At 59.7% G+C, this 22,523-nt stretch carries 25 protein-coding genes; 13 read left to right on the top strand and 12 right to left on the bottom strand.

Annotation, left to right across the window (positions count from 1 at the left end; translation table 11 throughout):
• Positions 1-107: 107 nt before the first annotated feature.
• Positions 108-1,091: a thioredoxin-disulfide reductase gene (gene trxB, locus LC354_RS00785; RefSeq protein WP_223420878.1), complete on the bottom strand. Its 984-nt coding sequence runs from the start codon at positions 1,089-1,091 to the stop codon at positions 108-110.
• 189 nt (positions 1,092-1,280) lie between these two features.
• Here trxB and LC354_RS00780 point away from each other — a divergent pair, with 189 nt between their 5' ends.
• Positions 1,281-1,781, top strand: coding sequence for an Lrp/AsnC family transcriptional regulator (locus LC354_RS00780; protein WP_223420876.1), 501 nt, complete (start codon positions 1,281-1,283; stop codon positions 1,779-1,781).
• 84 nt (positions 1,782-1,865) lie between these two features.
• Here LC354_RS00780 and pgeF read toward each other — a convergent pair whose 3' ends face one another.
• Genes pgeF through lgt form a run of 3 tightly spaced genes read right to left on the bottom strand, consistent with a single transcriptional unit; the run spans position 1,866 to position 4,572 of the window.
• Positions 1,866-2,621, bottom strand: coding sequence for a peptidoglycan editing factor PgeF (gene pgeF / locus LC354_RS00775; RefSeq protein ID WP_223420875.1), 756 nt, complete (start codon positions 2,619-2,621; stop codon positions 1,866-1,868).
• Entirely contained in the window at positions 2,618-3,679 is a 1,062-nt protein-coding gene (locus LC354_RS00770) for a class I SAM-dependent methyltransferase (protein ID WP_223420873.1), read from the bottom strand. Before LC354_RS00770 ends, pgeF begins: the two co-directional genes overlap by 4 nt.
• Positions 3,676-4,572, bottom strand: a complete 897-nt coding sequence (gene lgt / locus LC354_RS00765) for a prolipoprotein diacylglyceryl transferase (protein ID WP_223420871.1) — start codon at positions 4,570-4,572, stop codon at positions 3,676-3,678. Before lgt ends, LC354_RS00770 begins: the two co-directional genes overlap by 4 nt.
• A gap of 96 nt (positions 4,573-4,668) precedes the next feature.
• On the opposite strand from lgt, the gene LC354_RS00760 reads away from it, so the two are divergent.
• The 5 genes from LC354_RS00760 (at position 4,669) to LC354_RS00740 (ending at position 7,919) form a co-directional block, all read left to right on the top strand.
• Positions 4,669-4,908: an accessory factor UbiK family protein gene (locus LC354_RS00760; RefSeq protein ID WP_223420868.1), complete on the top strand. Its 240-nt coding sequence runs from the start codon at positions 4,669-4,671 to the stop codon at positions 4,906-4,908.
• A 382-nt stretch (positions 4,909-5,290) separates the two neighbouring features.
• A complete protein-coding gene (locus tag LC354_RS00755; protein ID WP_223420866.1) occupies positions 5,291-5,791 on the top strand; it encodes a type III secretion system chaperone family protein in 501 nt (166 codons plus the stop codon).
• A 31-nt stretch (positions 5,792-5,822) separates the two neighbouring features.
• Positions 5,823-6,635, top strand: coding sequence for a pyrroline-5-carboxylate reductase (gene proC / locus LC354_RS00750; protein ID WP_223420864.1), 813 nt, complete (start codon positions 5,823-5,825; stop codon positions 6,633-6,635).
• The gene (locus LC354_RS00745) at positions 6,628-6,966 is read left to right on the top strand and encodes a tRNA-binding protein (protein WP_223420863.1); all 339 of its coding nucleotides are present in this window, start codon (positions 6,628-6,630) and stop codon (positions 6,964-6,966) included. The genes proC and LC354_RS00745 overlap by 8 nt, the downstream gene beginning before the upstream one ends.
• Positions 6,963-7,919 carry a 2-hydroxyacid dehydrogenase gene (locus LC354_RS00740; RefSeq protein WP_223420862.1) on the top strand — a complete coding sequence of 319 codons (957 nt, stop codon included), beginning with the start codon at positions 6,963-6,965 and terminating at the stop codon, positions 7,917-7,919. Before LC354_RS00745 ends, LC354_RS00740 begins: the two co-directional genes overlap by 4 nt.
• A 128-nt stretch (positions 7,920-8,047) precedes the next feature.
• Here the strand turns inward: LC354_RS00740 and LC354_RS00735 are convergent, their stop codons facing one another.
• Positions 8,048-8,626, bottom strand: coding sequence for a thymidine kinase (locus LC354_RS00735; protein WP_223420861.1), 579 nt, complete (start codon positions 8,624-8,626; stop codon positions 8,048-8,050).
• 161 nt (positions 8,627-8,787) lie between these two features.
• Complete coding sequence (locus LC354_RS00730) at positions 8,788-9,915, bottom strand: beta-ketoacyl-ACP synthase III (protein ID WP_223420860.1); 1,128 nt, start codon at positions 9,913-9,915, stop codon at positions 8,788-8,790.
• 473 nt (positions 9,916-10,388) lie between these two features.
• Here LC354_RS00730 and ugpB point away from each other — a divergent pair, with 473 nt between their 5' ends.
• From ugpB to LC354_RS00695, 7 genes are all read left to right on the top strand, one after another.
• Positions 10,389-11,699, top strand: a complete 1,311-nt coding sequence (gene ugpB / locus LC354_RS00725; protein WP_223420859.1) for a sn-glycerol-3-phosphate ABC transporter substrate-binding protein UgpB — start codon at positions 10,389-10,391, stop codon at positions 11,697-11,699.
• Positions 11,700-11,760: 61 nt separating this feature from the next.
• Positions 11,761-12,642, top strand: a complete 882-nt coding sequence (gene ugpA / locus LC354_RS00720) for a sn-glycerol-3-phosphate ABC transporter permease UgpA (protein ID WP_223420858.1) — start codon at positions 11,761-11,763, stop codon at positions 12,640-12,642.
• Positions 12,643-12,662: 20 nt separating this feature from the next.
• The gene (gene ugpE / locus LC354_RS00715; protein WP_223420946.1) at positions 12,663-13,499 is read left to right on the top strand and encodes a sn-glycerol-3-phosphate ABC transporter permease UgpE; all 837 of its coding nucleotides are present in this window, start codon (positions 12,663-12,665) and stop codon (positions 13,497-13,499) included.
• Between the two features lies 1 nt (position 13,500).
• Complete coding sequence (ugpC, locus tag LC354_RS00710) at positions 13,501-14,556, top strand: sn-glycerol-3-phosphate ABC transporter ATP-binding protein UgpC (RefSeq protein WP_223420857.1); 1,056 nt, start codon at positions 13,501-13,503, stop codon at positions 14,554-14,556.
• 231 nt (positions 14,557-14,787) lie between these two features.
• Positions 14,788-15,834 (top strand): pyridoxal-phosphate dependent enzyme, encoded by a 1,047-nt coding sequence (locus tag LC354_RS00705; protein WP_223420856.1) that lies wholly within the window; start codon positions 14,788-14,790, stop codon positions 15,832-15,834.
• A complete protein-coding gene (locus LC354_RS00700; protein ID WP_223420855.1) occupies positions 15,831-16,979 on the top strand; it encodes a M24 family metallopeptidase in 1,149 nt (382 codons plus the stop codon). The genes LC354_RS00705 and LC354_RS00700 overlap by 4 nt, the downstream gene beginning before the upstream one ends.
• Position 16,980: 1 nt before the next feature.
• A complete protein-coding gene (locus LC354_RS00695) occupies positions 16,981-17,694 on the top strand; it encodes a maleate cis-trans isomerase family protein (RefSeq protein WP_223420854.1) in 714 nt (237 codons plus the stop codon).
• Here LC354_RS00695 and LC354_RS00690 read toward each other — a convergent pair.
• Genes LC354_RS00690 through LC354_RS00665 form a run of 6 tightly spaced genes read right to left on the bottom strand, consistent with a single transcriptional unit; the run spans position 17,691 to position 22,484 of the window.
• Positions 17,691-19,169, bottom strand: coding sequence for an aldehyde dehydrogenase (locus LC354_RS00690; RefSeq protein WP_223420853.1), 1,479 nt, complete (start codon positions 19,167-19,169; stop codon positions 17,691-17,693). The two genes, LC354_RS00695 and LC354_RS00690, sit on opposite strands and share 4 nt — an antisense overlap.
• A 17-nt stretch (positions 19,170-19,186) precedes the next feature.
• On the bottom strand, positions 19,187-20,221 hold the full coding sequence (locus LC354_RS00685; protein ID WP_223420852.1) for an LLM class flavin-dependent oxidoreductase: 1,035 nt from the start codon (positions 20,219-20,221) through the stop codon (positions 19,187-19,189).
• A gap of 2 nt (positions 20,222-20,223) precedes the next feature.
• Positions 20,224-21,117 (bottom strand): flavin reductase family protein, encoded by an 894-nt coding sequence (locus LC354_RS00680; RefSeq protein WP_223420851.1) that lies wholly within the window; start codon positions 21,115-21,117, stop codon positions 20,224-20,226.
• Complete coding sequence (locus tag LC354_RS00675; protein ID WP_223420850.1) at positions 21,114-21,308, bottom strand: alpha/beta fold hydrolase; 195 nt, start codon at positions 21,306-21,308, stop codon at positions 21,114-21,116. Before LC354_RS00675 ends, LC354_RS00680 begins: the two co-directional genes overlap by 4 nt.
• A 5-nt stretch (positions 21,309-21,313) precedes the next feature.
• On the bottom strand, positions 21,314-21,913 hold the full coding sequence (locus tag LC354_RS00670; RefSeq protein WP_223420849.1) for an alpha/beta fold hydrolase: 600 nt from the start codon (positions 21,911-21,913) through the stop codon (positions 21,314-21,316).
• On the bottom strand, positions 21,885-22,484 hold the full coding sequence (locus LC354_RS00665; protein ID WP_223420848.1) for an amino acid synthesis family protein: 600 nt from the start codon (positions 22,482-22,484) through the stop codon (positions 21,885-21,887). The genes LC354_RS00670 and LC354_RS00665 overlap by 29 nt, the downstream gene beginning before the upstream one ends.
• Positions 22,485-22,523 lie beyond the last annotated feature (39 nt).

Genomic DNA, 22,523 nt, shown 5'->3' with positions numbered 1-22,523 from the left:
GGGGCCCCGCCCCCGCCCTTCGGGCTCCCCCGGGATTTTCGGGAACAGAGAAGGGGACGCCGGTTCGCGCACACACGGGGGCGCGCGCGAACGCATGGCAGTGATCTCTATTCCGCGACTGCGCTGATGATTGTTTCGGCGGTCGTGTCGCTTTCGGTTTCCGCGATGAAACGTTCGGCCTCGAGCGCTGCCATGCAGCCCATGCCCGCAGATGTAACAGCCTGGCGGTATTTGTAATCCGTCAGATCGCCCGCGGCAAAGACGCCGGGGATCGATGTTTCCGTGCTGTCGGGCTTTGTCACGACATAACCCCCCATATGCGTCTCCAGAACATCCCTGACCAGCTCATTGGCCGGCGCATGGCCGATCGCAACAAAAACGCCCTTGGCCTGGATGTCCGTCAGTTCGCCCGTTTTGGTATGTTTGACCTTGACCCCTTCGACACCCAGCGGGCTGTCGCCGCCGTAGACTTCGACCAGTTCGTGGAACCACAGCGGCTCGATCTTTGGATTTTTCATCAAACGATCGATCAGGATTTTCTCGGCTCGCAATTCGTCCCGGCGGTGCACAAGAGTGACTTTGGACGCGAAGTTGGTCAAAAACAAAGCCTCTTCGACGGCCGTGTTGCCGCCGCCGATCACAACGATTTCCTGTCCGCGGTAAAAGAATCCGTCGCATGTGGCGCAAGCCGACACGCCGAAGCCTTTGAATTTCTCTTCCGAGGGCAGACCCAGCCATTTGGCGCGCGCGCCGGTTGCCAGAATGATGGCGTCCGCAACATATTCCGTGCCGCTGTCGGATTGTGCGACGAAGGGCCGGTTCGAGAAGTCCACGGAGGTGATGATATCGCCGATGATGTCGCAGCCCATCGCCTTGGCGTGATCCTGCATGCGGATCATCAGATCGGGCCCTTGCACCTCGGTGTCGCCTGGCCAGTTTTCGACCTCAGTCGTGGTGGTCAACTGACCGCCGGGTTCAATCCCTTGCACCAGTATCGGATTCAGCATCGCACGGCTGGCATAAACGCCCGCAGTGTAACCGGCAGGGCCGGAGCCAATGATCAGAACCTTCGTGCGCTTTGTCTCGGCCATGATAACCCCCGGTCGATTAGATTTCAGTCCGACTGATATAGACACAGGATCGCAAGGTTTGAACCCCGCGATTGAAGGGAAGATCGTCCCGTGATTTACCGCTTTGATTTCCAAATGTTGCGCTGGTGCGAAAGATTATTGCGCATACTCCGCGGGGTGCTATAACAACCGCAAATTCAGGGGGCGCTTATGGCAAGCACGCGACTCGATTCGATTGATCGCAAGATTCTCGCAGAACTTCAGTCAGACGGGCGCATGACCAATGTCGAATTGGCCAAGCGGGTCGGCATTTCTGCGCCACCCTGTTTGCGCCGCGTGCGCACGCTTGAGGAAAGCGGATACATCAAGGGCTACCATGCGGATGTAGACGCACACGAACTGGGCTTTGAGGTGCAGGTTTTTGCCAATGTCGGGCTGGCCAGTCAGGCCGAAGTTGACCTGAGCGCCTTTGAAAATCTGTGTCGTGCCTGGCCGTTGGTGCGTGAGTGCCACATGCTCAATGGAGAGGTGGATTTCATCCTCAAATGCGTGGCACCCGACCTGTCCAGTTTCCAAAGTTTTCTGACGGGCGAATTGTTGACCACTGCAAACGTGGCGTCGGTCAAGACTTCGCTGGTGATCCGGCAAGCCAAGGACGCACCCGGCGTGCCGTTTGAGGTTCTGGAAGAGCGTTTGCGCAAGCAAGCCTAGGCGGACTTGCCAGGCTCTACCCGTCACCTGCTTATTACTTTGGCTCAATCGCCCCTGCCGATCGCGCGCCCCTCTTTCCCAAGGTCAGAGTACAATTGTCGCGATCAATCGGCCATAGTCGGGGGCTTTTTCGTGGACCGATCTGCGATAGGAAAAGAACCGATGCGGATCGAAATACGTGCAGTGGCGGGTCCATTCCGCTGATGCAATTCCGGCGGCGCGCAGGCGCGACAGTCCGTAACCGGGCAGATCGAAATGCATGCGGTCGCCGTCGCCCCCTGCAAAAAAGCGGGCGTTCTCCGGGCCTTCGTCCATAAATTCCTCAAAGAACTCTGGGCCCACTTCGTAGGCCCTTTGGCTGATCGTCGGCCCGATGACCGCGTGGATCTGGCTGCGGATGGCACCGAGAGCCACCATTGCGTCGACTGTTGCCTCTACAATACCCGCCTGTGCACCCTTCCATCCCGCATGAGCGGCACCTATGACCCCGGATTGTGCGTCTGCCAAAAGCACCGGCTGGCAATCTGCGGTCAGTACGGACAGCGCCAGACCCGGTGTGCGCGTGACAAGGCCATCGGCCTTGGGTTTGGTCGTCACGGGGCCGGTGACGTGGACGGCATCGGCAGAATGAATTTGGTGGACACCGATCAAATGGCTTGCATCTACGCCCATTGCGTCTGCGACACGGGCGCGATTGATCTCGACGATTTCGGTCTGGTCAGAACTGCCCGTGCCGCAGTTCAGGCCGGAAAAAACACCCGAAGACGCGCCGCCGGCGCGGGTGAAAAATCCATGGCGAACCGGGGCAAGTGTATCGGCGGTGAGGATCTCAAGTGTCATTTCGTCAGCCCCGGCGGTGGCGCAGAAGTCGCCGGGAATACGCCCAGCACTTTGAACAGGTTTCCCATTTCTTGCGGATGCGTCAACCGTCGATGTGCAGCGATATGGGTCTCACGCGCCCGACCGGTGAGCTTCTGGGCAAGCTGTTGCGCCCGTGCCGTGATCCCGAGCCGTTCGAGAAAGACACCCTGTGGCGTGACCCGCGAATGCGAGGCGGGTGCGGTTGCGGTGGCAAGCACTTCGAAATCTACATGAGCTGTCAGATCCGCGCGCCCCGGGTCCGCGAGCGGATCGACCGCCGCGTGGTTTTGAACAGCCTGAAGGGTGTCGCCCTGGCTGCGCCAATCGCCGTAATCGATGATCAGGGCCGCGCCACCCTGTGCGGCGATGTGGCTGCTGATCACGTTCAGAATCGTGCGGGCGGTCGGACAGACTTCCACGACATCACCATCGCCTGTGTCTTCCAACCGGTGTTCCAGATCAGCACGGGGCGCGGGCGCAGCAAGTCCAAAGCCAAGCGCATCGCCCGTCAACCCGACACAACGCTCCCGCCAACCGGATCCTGCGCGCTCGAATTGGCGGATGGGAAGCGCGTCGAAAAATTCGTTGGCGACCAGCCAGAGCGGCGCGGCTGGCAGATCATTGACACTGGACACCCATGTCGGCGCGTGTCCGACCAGCGTTGCAGCCTGAGCGTCTTGCAGGACAGGGGAAGCCTCGACGAGATGGATGTTCGCCGCGTCATGAAAGCCGGGTACGCTCCGGGTGGCGCGCAGAATATCCGCCATCAACGTGCCGCGGCCCGGACCGAGTTCGGCCAAGGTGAAACGCTCCGGCGCCCCTTGATCGAGCCAGCTTTGCGCGAGGCTGAGGCCCACCAACTCGCCAAACATCTGGCTGATTTCGGGCGCCGTTACGAAATCGCCCTGCGCGCCCAAGGGGTCACGGGTGGTGTAGTAGCCTTTGGTGGGATGCAGCAGGGCCTCGGACATAAAGTCTGCGACGGAAATCGGGCCGGTCGCGGCAATGCGTGCCATCAGGTCGTCCTTGAGGGTCATGTGGCTATGGCGGCGCGCTTACGTGCCCTAAGAATCAACCAGACGCCAAGCGCAATCATGGGCAGTGACAGGATCTGACCCATCGTCAGCCCGTAGCCGCCGACATGCCAGGCGAGGCCCAGCGGATTGCCCTGCGAGATGAATTGTGCGTCAGGCTGGCGTACAAATTCGACCATGAAACGCGAGAGTCCGTAGCCTGCAAGGAAGGTACCGCAGATCAGTCCGGGCCGTTTGAACGCGTCGCGGCGCCATGCCAACCACAAAAGCAGGGCGAGCAAAATCAATCCTTCCAGCGCGGCCTCGTAGAGTTGCGACGGGTGGCGGGCGCATATGTCTGTGATGTCCGGGCAGTACTGCGCGGTATACCCGGGAAAAGCGACGCCCCAGGGCAAATCCGTCGGACGCCCCCAAAGCTCGGCGTTTACGAAATTGGCAAGCCGACCGAGAAGCAGTCCAGGGGGTACGCCCAAGGCGATGGCGTCCGCTGCACTCAGCCGATCGATCTTGTGCCGTCCGGTATACAGCCACGCGGCAACGACAACCCCCAGCATACCGCCGTGAAATGCCATGCCACCCTGCCAGATGGCCAGAATGGATGCGGGATTCTCAAGGTAAACACCGGGTTGATAGAACAGGACATAGCCAAACCGCCCGCCCAGAAGTACACCCAGGATGATCCATGTGAGCATATCCTCGATTTGGGCGGGGGTCATGACGGGCGTGCTGTTGGGCCACAGTCGTGGTGATTTCACTGCCATCACAACGAGCCGCCAGCCGATGATGATCCCAACGATATAGGCCAGCGCGTACCAGCGCAGCGCCAGTTCCATCCCAAAAAGCGAGATGGAGAAAATCTCTGGCGAGATGTCGGGGAAGGGGATCATGGCGTGCATCTGCGTCTGAATGCCTCTGTGTCGGGGTGAGGTCAACCTTGCGGGCGGTGCCTTGGCACTCCATATAGGATACAGCGACAAACGGGAAACCAAAACATGCAAGCACGCGGCAAGATTTTTGACGATATTTCTCAGTTGATGACCAATGCGATGGGCGTTGCTCAGGGCGCGCGGGACGAAGCGGAAACGGCGATGAAGTCTATGATGGACCGCTGGCTGGCGGATCGCGATTTTGTCACCCGTGAAGAATTTGACGCCGTGCGCGCCATGGCGCAAAAAGCCCGCGAAGAAAACGAGGCGCTGAAGGCGCGTCTGGACGCGCTGGAAACCAAGTAATCCGGCGGGGGCGCTGCCGCGCCATTCCATATTCTGCCAGCTTGAGAATGATCGCCCGGTATCTGCCGGGCGTTTTGCGTTTCAGGCGGGCCCTCCGGGGGATTTTCTTGGAACAGAGTAGGGCAGGCGCCTAGGCGTGCCCGCGTTTCACGGTCAGTCGCCCTGCGGCCGGGTTTTCAAGATCGGGCGTGCTTATTTTGCGATCAAAGTGTCTTTGTCCCCAACTTATTGAGGTTATCCCCAAATAAAGGGTTGCCACAGACGTCAAGCACGGCCACCATATCTGGTAGAGGCACGGGGGATCGCCCCGGTTTCTAGAGCAGGCACCTAGCGCTTGGGGCGCTGCCAGCCCCCATCGCTACAGCGAATAAGAGGTGGCGACATGGCCCTTTCCGAGCAGTACCTGGAAGACGAAATCCATCCCATTGATATCGTCGAGCACATAGCAGAACACCATGAGTGGGATTTTGACCGCATTGGCGATGATCAGATCGCAATGGCTGTCGAAGGTCAGTGGCGCACATACTCCATCACTTTGGCCTGGTCGGGCTATGATGAGACGTTGCGCATGGTTTGCACCTTCGAGATGGAACCGCCCGAGGAAAAGCTGTCCGAGCTTTATGAACTGCTGAACCTGATCAATGACCAGTGCTGGGCCGGGTCGTTCACCTATTGGGCAGAGCAAAAGCTGATGGTCTATCGCTATGGTCTGGTTCTGGCGGGTGGTCAGATTGCGGGCCCCGAGCAGATCGACACCATGATCAACGCTGCTGTCATGAGCGCCGAGCGGTATTATCCCGCGTTGCAATTGCTTGTCTGGGGCGATCGGAGCCCGAAAGACGCGTTGCAAGTCGCCATTGCAGAGGCCTATGGCCGCGCTTAATCTGTCCCCCTGATACGTCGGGGGAAATTTTATGCAAGACGAACGGATTGCGGCACATGGCCTTGTGCTCTTGGGCTGCGGCAAGATGGGGTCGGCCATGCTGGCCGGTTGGTTGGAACGCGGGTTGCCTGCTGACAAGGTTTGGGTGCTGGATCCCGGACCGTCCGATTGGGTGGTGTCCACGGGTGTACACGTGAATGCACCTTTGCCTGACGCTCCTGCTGTCGTTTTGATCGCCGTCAAACCCCAGATGATGGGCAATGCGTTACCTGCGATCACGGCGCTGGCCAATGGGCAGACGGTTTTTATATCGGTGGCTGCCGGTACCCCGATCTCCTCCTTTGAACGTGCATTCGGGGCCAACACCCCGATCATACGTGCCATGCCCAACACACCGTCAGCGGTGGGTCGCGGTATCACGGCGCTTTGTGCCAATGTCGCGGGGCAGAGCGCCTTGGGTGAGGCGGAGTTGCTGATGTCTGCTGTGGGGGAGGTTGTGTGCCTTGAAAGTGAGGCGCAGATGGATGCCGTGACCGGTGTCAGCGGATCGGGCCCCGCCTATGTTTTTCACCTGATCGAAACCCTGGCCGCTGGCGGCGTGGCGCAAGGGTTACCGGAAGAACTGGCCCTGCAATTGGCCAAGGCCACAGTCGCGGGGGCGGGCGCGCTTGCCATGCAATCGGACGAGGATCCGGGGCAACTGCGCGTGAACGTCACCAGCCCCAACGGGACCACGCAAGCGGCTTTGGAAGTGTTGATGGATCCCGACCGTGGGTTTCCCACCTTGTTGCCCGAAGCGGTTGCCGCCGCCGCGAACCGATCCAAGGAGTTGGCCAATGGATGAGATCAGTTTTGATGACTGCATGAAGGTTGATGTGCGTGTCGGGCGCGTGGTGCGCGCCGAGCCCTTTCCCGAAGCGCGCAAGCCCGCGATCAAGATGTGGATCGATTTTGGGTCCGAATTGGGAGAGAAAAAGACCTCGGCCCAGATCACGGTACATTATGAACCGGAAAAGCTGGTGGGTCGGCAAGTGTTGGCCGTGGTGAATTTTCCTGCCCGTCAAATCGGGCGGTTCATGTCAGAGGTTCTGGTCCTTGGCTTTCCCGATGCGGATGGGGCCATCGTGTTGGCGCAGCCAGAGCGGGATGTCCCGGTCGGGGGCCGTTTGCATTGAGCCGCGTTCTGATTGCCCGCCCGCTGCCGGATGTCGTGGTCGACGCCGCGCGCCCTTTCTTCGATGTCGTGGATGTGCGCAATGAAACCCTGCCTCTGACAGGAGACGAGATGCGTGCCAGCCTGCGTGACTATGATGCTGTGCTGCCGACCCTCGGGGATCAATTCTCTGCCGCAGTTTTTGCGGATGTGCCTGACCCGCGCTGTCGGTTGCTCGCCAATTTTGGCGTTGGTTTCAATCATATTGATGTGGCTGCGGCCCGCGCGGCAGGTATCGCCGTGACGAACACGCCCGGGGCGGTCACCGATGCGACGGCTGATATCGGTGTCATGCTGATGCTGATGTCTGCGCGGCGGGCGGCAGAGGGGGAACGCTTGGTGCGGTCCGGAACGTGGGCGGGATGGCATCCGACGCAGATGTTGGGACTGCACATGTCCGGCAAACGTGTGGGAATTGTCGGTATGGGCCGGATCGGTCAAGCGATCGCGCATCGGTGCCATTTCGGATTTGGAATGGATGTGTCGTATTTCAACCGCTCTCAGAAGGCGCTGCCCTATCCTGCGCAACGGTATCCGACGCTGACCGATCTGGCAGGGCAGGTCGACTTTCTTGTGGCGGCTGTGCCCGGCGGAGCAGAGACGCATCATTTGATTGATGCCGCTGTACTGAGTGCAATGCAGTGTCATGCGCATTTCATTAATATTTCGCGCGGGGATGTCGTCGACGAAGCGGCCTTGGTTGCAGCGCTCGAGGCTGGAACGATTGGAGGAGCAGGGTTGGATGTCTACGAATTTGAGCCCAAAGTGCCAGAAACTTTGATGGGTTTGGATAGGGTGACCGTACTGCCACATCTCGGAACAGCGGCCTTGGAAGTTCGCGCCGCAATGGGCCTTCTGGCCGTCGACAACCTCAGGGCATTTCGACTGGGCGAGGCGCTGCCGAACCCCGTTTAAGCCGGAAACCGACGCGGTTTCCGGCTACAATCCGGTACGGATTGCGCTCTATGCGGCAAAGGTTGGTCTTACTCGGTGAGGACATCGTGTCGATGTCCCGCCGCGATCCGTGTCGGATCGCGTTTGTCTCAACGACCGACCGCTTCGCGCCAGTGCCGCCTGCAGAGTGACACATACGTCTCGTTGCCACCAATCTGCACCTGCGCACCGTCCTTGATAACATTGCCATCGGCCCCTTGCCGGATCACCATCGTCGCCTTTTTCCCGCAATGACAAATTGTGCGAACTTCGCGCATTTCATCGGCTAGGGCGAGCAGCGTTGAAGAACCGGGAAAGAGCTTGCCCTGGAAATCCACCCTCAAACCGTAACACATGACCGGCAAATTCAGGTCGTCGACGGCGCGGGCGAGGTCCCAAACCTGTGCTTCGGTGAGAAACTGGGCTTCGTCGACAAACACACAGGCAACCGGCCCTCGGGCGGCCCGTTTTTCGAGCTTTTCGAACAGATCTTCGCTTGGATTAAACGTGTCTGCTGGTGTGTCTATTCCAATGCGCGAAGCGATGCGGCCGGTGCCTGCGCGGTTGTCGAGTTGCGCCGTGAGAAGATAAGGCTCCATCCCCCGTTCCCGGTAGTTGTGCGCCGCTTGCAGCAGAACGGTCGATTTGCCTGCGTTCATTGTAGAGTAGTGAAAATAGAGCTTTGCCATGGCGCCTTCCTTAAATCGGAGGCCCTTGGGGGGCAAGAGGAGCGAAGGTAGTGCAAAGGCTGGCCTGTTCAGAGCGCATTGGTCCTGTTTCATTGGTATTTTGAGGAACTCAAGGCGTTGAAGAGACCTGCGAACGTGCCGCTCACCCGCCTGCTCCTTGGTCAGTCTTGCCGTTCAACAAGGATGGAGCCAACCGAATATCCCGCTCCAAAGGAGCAGATCAGGCCGATATCACCGTTTTCCATGTCTTCGGAGTATTTGGAGAACGCGATAATCGATCCGGCGGAAGACGTGTTGGCGTAATCCTGCAGGATATTGGGCTGTTCGCCAGGTGCCGGATCGCGGTCGAGGACACGTGCGCCGATATAGTCGTTCATCGATTTGTTTGCCTGATGCAGCCAGACGCGTTTGAGGTTGGGCGCAGTCACACCTTCGTCGGACATGTGGTTTGCGATGTGCTGGTTTACCATGGGCAGCACTTCCTTGAACACTTTGCGTCCGTTTTGCATGAACTGCATGTCTCGCCGGTCAATCATACCGTCAGGCCGGGACCGCCGCAGGTAGCCATTGTTGTTGCGGATATTATTGGAGAACCGGGTGGCGCAGCGGGTCGATCTGATTTTGAAATAAGGACCGGTCGCGGCCTCTTGCCGCTCGATCAGTATCGCCGTTGCCACATCGCCAAAGATGAAGTGGCAATCGCGGTCACGCCATTCCAGATGGGCGGAGCAGATTTCGGGGTTGACGACCAGAGCCGAGCGGATCGATCCGGAGCGGATCATGTCAGCGGCCGCCTGTATTCCGAATGTCGCGGACGAGCAGGCAACATTAATGTCAAAGGCAAAGCCCCGAATGCCGAGCAGGTCCTGCACTTCGATCGCGACCGCCGGATAGGCGCGTTCGAGGTTTGACGCCGCACAGATCACAGCGTCAACATCCGCAGCCGTCTTGCCTGCGGCGACGAGGGCCTTGTTTGCGGCATCCACCGCCATTTCTGCCATGATTGACGGTTCATCATCACTGCGTTGGCGCAGCAGCGGGTGCATGACCTCCGGATCCAGAATGCCGGATTTGTCCATGACATATCGCTGTTCGATGCCCGAAGCCTTCAGGATGAACTCTTCAGAGGAGTGCGCTTTGGCCAACCGCGTTCCTGCGGCGATCTCGTCGGCGTTCTCGGCGTTGTATTTGTCGGCATAGGCATTGAAGGCCACAACAAGTTCAGCGTTGGATATCACGTGTTCCGGTGTGAAAACTCCGGTTCCGGTAATGGCGGGCGTGAAGGACAAGGCACGTGCCCCTTTCAAAGATGTCGGATTTCAAGCGAACCTACAGATGTGTAGAAGGGCTCGCAAGCGATAGCGGGGTGTGCATCTGAAAGGTTGCGCCAGTGGCGCTGAACAATTGTCGCCTTCAGGTGTGTGACGTGCGCGCGATTTCATCGTGACGTCCGGCGCAATATCCGTTCCGCAAGCGGCGTTTGGGCCGTTGCTGGCATAACCCAAAGGACAGGTGGATCGAAGGAAGATTTCAAATTTGTTTTCATCAATCTTCCTATTGTCATCATGCTGTTACGCCCGACTGCCAAGTGCAAGGCAGGTTATGCGCCACCAAAAAACGCATGACCAAAAGCAAATTGAACGATGTGCGCGGCTTGATTAAAATTCCGGCAGGTGTATCGTCTCGAAGTCGATTAACTGATGCGGGCGAAATGCCAAGACATCGCATGGACATAGCACCGTAACGGTGCATGGGAGGACCAATGAAAAGAACTTTGCTCGGCGCACTCGCCGTATCCACATTCTTGTCGCCAATCGCGGCGGCGGCGCAAACTGAAGTCCAGTTCTGGCATGCCTTTACGGGCCGTCTGGGTGAGTTGGTGAAAGCGCAAGTCGCAGATTTCAACGCAAGTCAAAGTGACTATGTCGTTGTCGAAAGCCACAAGGGCAACTACTCGGAAACGCTGAACGCGGGCATTGCGGCCTTCCGGGCGGGTGAACAGCCTCATATCCTGATGGTGTTCGAAGTGGGCACCGCCACGATGATGGCCGCCGAAGGAGCTGTCAGGCCGGTCTACGAAGTGATGGGCGAAAGCGGCGCGACCTTTGATCCCGATGCATATATCGGGGCTGTCAAAGGGTACTATACGTCGACGGATGGCGATATGCTGTCACTGCCGTTCAACTCTTCCACTCCTGTTTTGTGGGTGAACCGTGACGCGATGGCGGCGGCTGGCGTCGATCCCGATACGGATTTGTCCACGTGGCAAAACGTCGGCGCGGTGCTGGATCAACTCAAAGCTGGTGGTGAAGATTGCCCGCTTGTGACCGCATGGCAAAGCTGGATCCATCTTGAGAACTTGTCGGCCTATCATGACGTGCCCTTTGCCAGCCAGGACAACGGGTTTGCCGGTCTGGACACCGAGTTGATGCTGAACGGCGAAGCGCAGGTTGCGCACTTGACGGCAATGGGTGAGTGGGCGCGCGATGGCAAATTCATCTATACGGGGCGTCGCAACGAAGGTGGCGCGAACTTCCGTGCCGGCGAATGCGCACTCTTTACCGAAAGCTCGGCGGGGTATGCCGGGATCAAGTCCGAAGCGGAATTCGAATTTGACGTGCGTCCGTTGCCCTATTGGGAAGGCGTCGGCAACAGCCCGCAGAACACCATCATCGGTGGTGCATCGCTTTGGGTGATGTCGGGCCATGAGGCGGATGAGTACAAGGGCGCTGGTGAATTCCTCTCCTACCTGTCTTCGTCCGACGTGCAGGCGAAATGGCATCAGGACACCGGGTATCTGCCGATCACGACAGAGGCCGGAGAGGCCACCCGCGCATCCGGTTTTTATGACGCAAACCCCGGTACCGATATCGCTGTCATCCAGATGACCGCCAAAGAGCCAACGGCCAATTCCAAAGGCTTGCGCCTCGGCTCGTTCGATCAGATCCGCGGGATCATTGACGAAGAGCTTGAGGGCATCTGGTCGGGTGATAAGACTGCGCAGGAAGCGATGGACAGCGCCAAGGAACGTGGCGACGCATTGTTGCGGCGTTTCGAAACCGCCAATAACTAAGACAAGACGCTCTTGGCGGGCCTTGCGATGGGCCCGCCAAACACAGGACTAGGAGCAATTGATGGAAAAACGCGTCACGTTTCGCGGCTGGTTGCTGCCCTTGGTACTGATCGCGCCGCAGGTTGTCATTTCCCTCGTGTTTTTTTTCTATCCTGCCGGGCAAGCGATCTGGCAATCGCTGTTCATCCCTGACCCTTTCGGCTTGTCCTCTCAATATGTCGGGCTGGGGAACTTTGAATTCCTGCTGAATGACAAATTCTACCGCGCGGCCTTTGGCACGACGGCGATTTTTTCGATCCTCGTGACGCTGTGCTCGATGATTCCGGCCTTGTTTCTGGCCGTCATCGCCGATCGACTGATCAAGGGATCGGGTGTGTATCGCACCATGCTGATCTGGCCCTATGCCGTGGCCCCCGCCGTCGCCGGTGTGTTGTGGTTGTTCATGTTCAACACCCGTGTGGGCGTCATTTCTTGGTATCTGGGCCAACTTGGCTATGACTGGAACCATGTGTTGAATGGCGGCGAAGCGATGGGTCTTGTCGTGGTCGCCTCTGCCTGGGGCCGGATCAGCTATAACTTTCTGTTCTTCTTTGCGGCCCTACAGGCTGTTCCGCGCTCGGTGATCGAAGCTGCAGCCATCGACGGGGCCCGCTTCTGGCGCCGGTTCTGGACGATCGTGTTGCCGCTGTTGTCGCCCACGACATTCTTTTTGCTGGTCGTGAACGTGGTTTATTCGTTCTTTGAAACCTTCGGTGTGATCCACACCATCACCGGGGGCGGGCCGCAACAATCGACGACGATTCTGGTCTACAAGGTCTTTTCCGACGGGTTCGTCGGGCAGGATCTGGGATCGTCCTCTGCACAATCTGTGATCTTGCTGGTGGTGGTTGGATTGCTGACGATCATCCAGTTCAAGTTCATCGAAAAACGGGTGCACTACTGATGGCCCGCGAAGTGCATGGGATGGTCGAAAAACGCGGCTCGGGACTGTGGCTGACCCATGTGTTTATGATCCTCGGCGTGATGGTGATCTTTTTCCCGATCTGGCTTGCCTTTGTCGCGTCTTCGGTCACGCAGCCTGAAATCGTGCGCCCCCCGATGCCGCTCTGGCCCGGTGACCAGCTTTGGGAAAACTACTCCAAAGCGCTGTTTTCCGGCGTCAACGTGCCCGTCGGCACCATGCTGTTCAACAGTCTGGTGATGGCCATCGGTATCGCGGTGGGCAAAATCATCATCTCGTTGCTGTCGGCCTTTGCCATCGTTTATTTCCGGTTTCCGGGGCGTAACTTCTTCTTTTGGATGATCTTTCTGACCCTGATGCTGCCGGTTGAGGTGCGGATCGTGCCCACATTCGAAGTCGTCGCCGGCTTTGGTATGCTCAATAGCTACGGCGGTCTGATCTTTCCGTTGATTGCATCGGCCACGGCCACGTTCCTGTTTCGGCAGTTTTTCCTGACGATCCCGGATGAGCTGGCCGAAGCCGCCCGGGTCGATGGCGCCCGGCCCATGCGGTTTTTCTGGGACATCGTCGTGCCGATGAGCCGCACGAATGTCGCGGCGCTCTTTGTGATCCTGTTTATCTACGGCTGGAACCAGTATCTGTGGCCTCTTCTGATCACCACCGATCCCGAGATGAATACCATCGTCATGGGCATCAAACAGATGTTCCCGTCGGGTGACGATGTGGCCGATTGGCCGGTCATCATGGCCACATCCATCCTTGCGATGATCCCCCCGGTGATCGTCGTCGTCAGCATGCAACGGCTGTTTATTCGCGGCCTTGTGGATAGCGAGAAATAATATGGCGACAGTCACCCTGAAGGGGATCAAGAAAAGCTTTGGCGCGACGGACGTGATCCACGGGATCGATGCCGAGATCGCGGATGGCGAGTTCATCGTGATCGTCGGGCCGTCCGGTTGCGGCAAATCCACCTTGTTGCGGATGGTCGCGGGCCTTGAAACCGTGTCGGGCGGAGATGTCCTGATCGGCGGCGCACGCGCCAATGACAAGGAACCGATGGACCGCGACATCGCCATGGTGTTCCAGAACTACGCGCTTTATCCGCATATGTCGGTGCGTCAGAACATGGGCTATGGGTTGAAAATCGCGGGCTTGCCCAAGGATCAGATCAACGCCAAGGTGCTTGAGGCAGCCAAGCTGTTGCAGTTGGAACCACTGTTGGATCGCAAGCCCAAACAGCTGTCAGGAGGCCAGCGGCAACGCGTTGCCATGGGCCGCGCCATCGTGCGTGAACCTGCGGTTTTCCTGTTTGATGAGCCGTTGTCGAACCTCGATGCCAAGCTGCGCGTGCAGATGCGGCTCGAAATCAAGGAGCTGCAATCAAAGCTGGGGATTACGTCGCTTTATGTCACCCATGATCAGGTCGAAGCGATGACAATGGCGGACCGCATGATCGTGATGAATGGGGGCATTGCCGAACAAATCGGCACGCCACTGGAAGTGTACGAGACGCCCCGCACGCTTTTTGCTGCGCAATTCATCGGCAGCCCCGCGATGAATGTCTGCGCGGCGGCTGTTCACGATGGGAATGTGACCCTCGGTGGGCAGGTGGTGATGCAGGCAGACACGCCGGATGGTCCGGTCCAGTTCGGAGTCCGCCCCGAGCATCTGGAGCGTGACGAGAACGGTCCGATTGCAATCAACGTGCTCATGACCGAACCCCTGGGCGCCAATACACTCCTGCATGGAAAGATGTCCGAAACCGGCGAGGCTGTTACGGTCAGTCTTCCGGGGGTGCATCTGCTAGGGGCCAAAAGCGAGACGATCCGTTTCCGGGTGCAGGACGGCAAGGGGCATTTGTTTGATCAGGACACCGGACTGCGGCGCACGGGTTGACGTGAACGCGAGAAACTCGGATGCCCTTTTCCGGTCAGCCTGGAACCTTGGCGGTAAGCCGCCCGCTATACATCGAAGGTCTTCTCAAAACGATGTGGCGCACTGCCGCTGCTGCTAGACTGACCATTGGTGCTGTCGGATCGGTCGCACTCGATCCGGATGCATTTTACCTTCCAACGGATCACAAGCGGGGGATTGACCCCGTTGGCCCTGCTCACGCACGGTGTGGACATGAAAATATTGCAGAACCCTTTTCGCGGTATGGGCCTTGGCGGGGATGCGCTGGCCGATATTCCATTTCCATCCACGGACGCAAGTGCGCCTCTGGCGCTTTTGGCGCGGTGTCCGCGCGCCGCACAGACCCCATTGCATGATGCACCCGAAGTGGCGGCTGCCAGCGGCGTTGCAGTGGTCCGCATAAAGGATGAGCGCGGCCGCATGGGGCTGGGCAGTTTCAAAGCCCTGGGTGCCGCCTATGTCATCGCCCGCGATGCGGCCGAAGGACGCGCGCAGGGTCAAACCTATGTCACAGCCAGTGCTGGCAATCATGGGCTGTCTGTCGCGGCGGGTGCCGCGGCCTTTGGGGCTCAGGCCGTAATCTATATTGCCGAAACCGTACCGGAGAGTTTTGCCGACAGATTACGCGGGATGGGGGCTGAGGTGGTCCGAAGCGGGGCCACTTACGAGGCAAGCATGGAGGCCGCAATGCAAGCCGCCGGGCAGGGCGGTCATGTGCTTTTGTCCGACAGTTCATGGGCCGGATACACGGATCGGCCTTACCGCGTCATGGAAGGCTATCTTGCCCTTATGGCCGAAGTGTTAGCCCAGATTGATGTGCCTCCCACACATCTCTTCTTGCAGGCCGGTGTCGGTGGATTGGCGGGCGCCGCGGCCGCCATAGCGCGTCAGGAGTGGGGCGACCAAACCCGGATCATGGTGGTCGAGCCGGAAGCCGCCCCCGCTCTGATCGCATCAATCGAAGCGGGCATGCCAGTTGAGACAACGGGTCCGGTATCGGCCATGGGGCGTCTGGATTGCAAAGTGCCGTCCCTGATTGCTCTGAAAGGATTGGCGCGGGATGCGGATGATTTTGTCACGATCACCGAGGCCGAAGGCACCGACGGGGCTGCGCGGGCTGACACATTCGGTTTTGCCACAACACCTTCGGGCGGTGCCGGAATGTCCGTGCTGCTGACCTGCGCAGAGCACCGCGCCACGCTGGGCCTGGATGCAAGCGCCCGGGTGCTGGTAATCCTATCCGAAGGGCCTGACGGGTGAGCGGATTTGAGGCCAGTGAATACCGGGTGCGGACAGAGCGCGCTCAGACCATGATGGCCGAGGCGGGGCTGGAGGCCCTGTTGCTCACAACAGAACCGGACGTGCGCTATTTCACCGGATATCTGACCCGGTTCTGGGAAAGCCCGACGCGGCCTTGGTTTGTGATTGTCCCGGCTGCCGGTGATCCGATTGCGGTCATCCCTTCGATCGGGGCGCCTTTGATGCAGGCCAGCTGGATCACCGACATTCGTACCTGGCGCTCGCCCGATTATCTTGATGATGGCGTGTCACTGGTGGCCGAAGCTTTGCGTGACTGCGTCAGTACCAGCGGGCGGATCGGCGTCCCCAGCGGGCCGGAAACACATGTGCGGCTGCCCCGTGACAGTTGGGACGCGATTGGGCAAGCGGTTGAAGGCCGCAGGCTCGTTGGCGATGCACTGATCCTGAAACGGCTGCGTATGGTCAAGTCCGAAGCCGAAATAGGCAAGATCCGAACAACCTGCGCCATTGCCGACCGGGCCTTTGCCCGTGTGCCGGAGATTGCGGCGGAAGGCGCCGCACTGGACGATGTATTTCGCAGATTTCAGATGTTGTGTCTGGAGGAAGGCGCGGATTGGGTGTCCTACCTTGCCGGTGGGGCGGGGCAGGGAGGATATGGCGATATCATCGCGCCAGCGACCGCTCAGGCGCTGGTAAAGGGCGATGTTCTGATGCTGGACACTGGGGCGGTGCGCGACGGTTACTTCTGCGATTTTGATCGCAATTGGGCCATTGAACGTGCCACGCCCGAAAGTCAAAGCGCCTATGTGCGGCTGATCGAGGCCAGTGATGCCGCATTCGAGGCTGCAAGACCAGGTGCGACTGCCGCTGACCTGTTTCACGCGATGGACGCGGTATTGACCGGCGGTGCGGGTGGGTCGGATGCAGGCCGCTATGGTCATGGGCTGGGGATGCAGTTGACGGAATGGCCGTCGTTGATCCCCGATGATCACACGGTTCTGGAGGCGGGCATGGTGCTGACGCTGGAGCCGGGCATAGACGTGGGACACGGGCTTGGGATGGTGCACGAAGAAAACATCGTCGTGACGCAAACCGGCGCTGACTACCTTTCGACACCTGCCCCGCGCAGTTTGCCTGTGCTCTAGTATGGACGCCTTTCGCTATACCCGTGCTGCGGATACCCGCCGCAAATTGGGGCTCATCGCTCTGCAAGCGGACGAAAGCATCGAGGATGACATGCGCCGTTTGCTGCCGCGGGATGTGAGCCTGTTGGTCTCAAGGGTGCCGTCCGGAGAAGACGTGACGCCCGAAAGTCTGTGCGCCATGGCCGGACACGTGACCGCCGCCGCGATGCTGTTTCCGCGCGGTTTGCGCTTTGATGCGGTGGGATATGGCTGTACCTCGGGCACCTCGCAGATCGGGGCCGTGCGGATCGCGGAACTGGTCAGTGAGGGCACCGAAACGCGTCTTGTCACCGAGCCGGTCTCGGCTCTGGTCGCTGCCTGTCGGTCGGCTGATATCAAACGACTCGCGGTTTTGTCGCCCTATGTCGCGTCGGTGTCCGAACGACTCAGGGAGGTTTTGGGTGCGGAAGGGATTACAACTCCCGTCTTCGGCAGTTTTGCGGAACCGAACGAGGCTTTGGTGGTCTCGATCGATGCGCCATCCATCATGGCGGCTGCCACGACCCTTGTGCAAGACACTGCGGTCGACGCCCTGTTCCTGTCGTGCACGAACTTACGTACACTCGATGTGATCGCGCCGCTTGAGCAGAGCCTCGGCATGCCGGTGCTGTCCAGCAATCTTGTGCTGGCTTGGCACATGATGGGCGGGCATGGCGCGCCCCGCGATCTGCTTTAGCGCATCACAAACGGGTTGCTCATCGGCTCTTCCGAGGTGTTGATCCACGTGGTCTTGGTGCGCGTGTAATCCAGGATTGCTTCGGCCCCCGCCTCGCGGCCATAGCCGGACTGTTTAAACCCGCCAAACGGCGCAATCGGAGATATCGCACGGTAGGTGTTCACCCAAGTGATCCCCGACCGGATGCGCCGCGATACCCGATGCGCGCGGGCGACATTTTGGGTGAACACGCCTGAACCCAGCCCGAAATCACTGTCATTGGCCAGCGCAATCGCTTCTTCTTCGGTGTCGAAGGGCAACAGCGACATGACGGGGCCAAACATCTCGACCTTGAGGGTTTCCACGTCAGGACTGTCGCACAGAACCAGTGTGGGGTTGAAATAGTGACCCCCGGCGGGTGCACGCATGCCGCCAAATGCAATCTTGGCTCCCTGCGCGCGTGCCGTCACCAGTGTCTCTTCGATCCGGGTGACCTGCGCGATCGTGCAAAGCGGCCCCAGATGCGTGCCGGGATCGTGAGGGTCACCAATGCGCAATCCCTTGGCCTTGTCAGTTATCGCCGCGACCAGAGCGTTGTAGATCGGGCGATGCACCAAGCCGCGCGTGCCCGCGACGCAGGACTGGCCCGAAGCGCCGAAGTTTCCAGCGATCAGGCCATTGGCAGCCGCATCGATATCAGCGTCGTCAAACACCAGAATGGGGGATTTGCCACCCAGCTCCAGCGTGGTGACGGCAAAATTCTCGGCTGAATTGCGCACCACATGCCGCGCAGTCTCCGGCCCGCCGGTGAATGCGATCCGGTCAATGCCGGGATGCCGGGTCAGGGGAATGGCGCAGTTCTCCGCGTCGCCTGTCACCACCGAAACCACGCCCTTGGGAAAGCCGACCTGATCGATCAACCGGGCGAATGCAATCATCGGTGCAGGAGCCACTTCGGACGCTTTCAGGATCACGCTGCAACCCGCAGCCAGCGCCGGGGCCAGCTTGGTCGCGGCCAGAAACATCTGGGCGTTCCATGGCACCACGGCGGCCACGACACCAATGGGCAAACGTTGGGTGAACACATGCATGTCAGGTTTGTCGATGGGCAAGACCGCCCCTTCGACCTTGTCCGCCAGTCCCGCATAGTATCGATAATAGTCCGCGACATAGCCGGTCTGGGCGGTGGTTTCTGCCGCCAGCTTCCCGCTGTCGGTTGTCTCGATCCGGCCCAACGCGCCCGCGTTCTCAGCGATCAGGTCTGCGAGGCGGTACAGCAATTTGCCCCGTGCCGTTGCCGTCATGTCGCGCCAGTCCGGGTTGTCCAGCGCCGCTTGGGCTGCTGCCACTGCGCGGTCGATATCGGCAGGGGCGGCGCAATCGAAGGTCGCCCAAACCGCGCCTGTTGCGGGGTTGATGCTGTCCATCTTCTGGCCTGCGGCCCCGGCGGTGAATTCACCTGCAATGTATAGCGGATAGTGGGGCAGATCGCTCATGGCTTTGGGTCCTTGGTTTAGCAAAAGGCCGGCATCACATCGTCGATGAACCGCGCCAGAGAGGCGCGCTTGCGTTCAGTGCTCATGCCGCTGTCGATCCAGAATGAAAACTCATCATAACCCAGATCTTCGTAACGTTTGAGCCGATCTATGACGTCCTGCGCCGTTCCGATGGTCAAATCGCGGCGGAGCGTTTCAGCGGCCATCATTGTGTTGGCGGCGATATCGGCATCGCAGATCTCTTCCATCAGACCCTGTTTGACGGGCCGTTTGTTTTGGAACCATGCGCCGAAGTAATTGTAGAACCGGCTGAGCTCCCGTGCGCCCCGGTCGGCGTCTTCCGCGTCGGAGGCCACATAGGTGTGATGCAGCAGCATAATTTTGGGGCGCGGACCCGCAAAGTCTTCGCAAGCCGAGTTGAACTTGGCCATAAGGTCGTCAATTTCGGCATCACCCTGCCACAGCGGGGTGACTTGCACGTTAAAACCGTTTTGCACGGCAAAGGCATGGCTGTTGGGATCGCGGGCGGCCACCCAGATCGGCGGGCCACCGGCCTGGGTCGGGCCGGGCGCACTGGTGGTGGCGGGGAAAGTGTAAAATTCACCCGCATGCGCACAATCTCCGGCCCATAAGAGTCGCAACAAAGGCAGCGTTTCGCGCAACCGTTGCCCGGCTTCCCAGGCGTCCAATCCGGGCATCATCCGTTCGTATTCGTAACTGTATGCCCCGCGCGCAGCCCCGATCTCCAGCCGTCCGCCTGTCATCAGATCGGTCATCGCAGCCTCACCTGCCAGTTTGATGGGATGCCAGAAGGGAACGATGACCGTGCCTGTTCCGAGGCGGACGTTCTTGGTGTGATGCGCGAGATCGGCGATGGTGGTGAACGGATTTGGCGCGATGGTGAACTCCATCCCGTGATGCTCGCCGGTCCAGATCGCACGCATCCCACCCTCATCCGCCATTTTGCACAGGCCGATGAATTCGTCATAAAGCGCCGCGTGGGACTGATCCGGGCTGAGCCGTTCCATATGAGCGAAAAGCGAGAAATCCATGGCTATCCCCTGTCTTTGGTGCGCAGCACGTCACCGGTTTGATCCGAGCCGACATAGAGGGCGAAGGCTTGCGTTTTGTGTTCCTGGGCAAAGCGTTTGAGCAAGGCATCCAAGGCCGGGTCTGGTGCATGCGCCGCGTCGATAGGCATGGCGACGAGCCCCTCGGGCGCTGCGTTGACATGGCCGCGAAAGACGATCCGGCGCCCACCTCGATCCCCGTCATAAATCGCATAAACGACACCCAGTTCCGCAGCGATGCCTTGGCCCGCAAGATAGTCCTCAAGTGCCCGTAAAGGGCTGGCATCGGTTCCGACAGGAATCATGGGCAAGTCATTTGCTTGGGTCAGATAGACCCGCGCACCATCGTCCAGCAGAACGCAGGCGCGGGTGTGGGTGGGCGCAGGAGCCTCGGCCCGCCGTTCCCGGCTCAATTCAAAATACCCGTCAGGGCCATATCCCAGTCCGGGCGCGTCACACATGTCGTATGCGATCACCCGTCCCATCAGGACCGTATGATCGCCCGCTGGCACGCGGGTGAAAACATCGCAAACAAATCCGGCGGCCCGTCCGTCGATCAAGGGCATGTCAGCGGCCCCATCGCGCCAGTCCTTTGGTCCGAACCTGTCGGATTTGCTGCTGGCGAAACGGTTTGCGATGGCTTCTTGCCCTTCGGCCAGAATGCTGACCGCAAAGTGAGAGGTTTTCTGAAAGTCGCCGTAGCTGGAGAGATGTTGCCCCGGACAGACCAACAGCAACGGCGGATCGAGCGAAACTGATGTGAACGAGTTGGCAGTGAACCCGATGGGCGTGCCGTCGGCGCAGCGGCTTGTGACCACGGTCACCCCTGTCATGAAGCGACCAAAGGCGGCGCGCAATCTGGCGGCGTCGGGGGTCATGGCCGGGCCCTTTGGATGTGCTGGATCAGCGTTTCTGCAACCTCGCCCGGGTGGGTCATTGGTGCCATGTGCGCCGCGTTTTCGAGGATGTGTGCCTGCCCTTTCGGGGCCAATTCGGCCATGGTGCGGGCCATAGCAGGGGTGGAGTTGGGGTCATCCGCCCCCGTCAGGAACAGGGCCGGTGTCTGCATCTGCGTCAATGCCGCGCGGGACGGCCCATCGTGGTGGGCAAAGACCAATAGGCCCGCGCATAGCCATCATGATGGGCGTCAGTGAGCCACGTGCGGCACGCAATCGCGGCGGCGAGGTGCTCACCTGAGGGGGCCGCGCCAAACCACCGCTGCAAGGTCGGGGTCGGATCTGATGGCCCGTGGTCCTTTAGGCAAGTCGCCCGTGCTTGCACGGCTTGGGAGGCGTCTTCTGTTCGCTCAAAGACGGCATTCAGGGCTGCGACAGAATGCAGGCTTTCAGGATGTGCGGAGGCGATTTCAAGCGCGATGAACGCGCCCATGGAGTGGCCTGCCACCGCCACCGGGGCGTCCAGGGCTGCGATGAATGCGGCAAACCGTTCGGTGTAATCCACCAAAGTCGTCGTGTTGTTCAGGGGCGATGCGCCATGGCCGGGCATGTCCACGGCATAAACCATGAAATGCGGAGCGAGTAGGGGCATTACTCCGCCCCACGCTTCGGCGCGCAAGCCGACACCGTGGATCAATACCAGCGCGGGTCCTTGGCCCTCGGACCAGTAGTGCAGGCCTCCCGGGCCCTCAGATCGCGGCCGGATTGTCCAGGTCATGGCCCAAATCCTTGAGGTCCTGATAGCGGTCACCAATGCGATGATGCGGGCGCCCCGAGGTCGCGGCCCCGAGGGCAATCACAAGTTCATCGGCGCGGGGAGCATCGGGGATCGCGAAGTGTATCGTCAGATAATGTGACCGCCGCCCCGCGTCGTGCTTATCCATCAGCGGGATCTGCATCGCGGCGTTTGCCGGCCCCCTTGTGTTGGTGAAGGCCAGATAGGACGTGGCCTGGACAGCCTCGCGAAAATGGTTTCCAAACCGAAGCGTATGGATGAGGCCGGAGGCGTGTTCGATCTCTCCATCCAGACCGACGATGGCAGCTTTTCCAAAGGCCTCGATATTGTCTCCACCGCCACACAGGCCCGTTATGCGATCTGTGAGCAACGCTCCCAGTTCCGGCCCATAGGCCATGATTTCTGGCCTGAGGTCTTCGACATAGCGACCTGCCCAAGGATTCTTGACGACTGCTGCCGCCGCACACATACGCCAAGGGGATTGGACGGGTTTGAACCCTTCGATCAGGATGTCTTCCTGATAGGTTACGATTTTGCGAATTTCGGGTGTCATTGGGCCTCCTGAATTGGCCAAGGATACAGCCCGGGTGGA

It is taken from the genome of Tateyamaria pelophila, assembly GCF_019966495.1.
GTDB classification, from domain to species: domain Bacteria; phylum Pseudomonadota; class Alphaproteobacteria; order Rhodobacterales; family Rhodobacteraceae; genus Tateyamaria; species Tateyamaria pelophila.
This window is presented reverse-complemented; position numbering and strand designations above follow the sequence as displayed.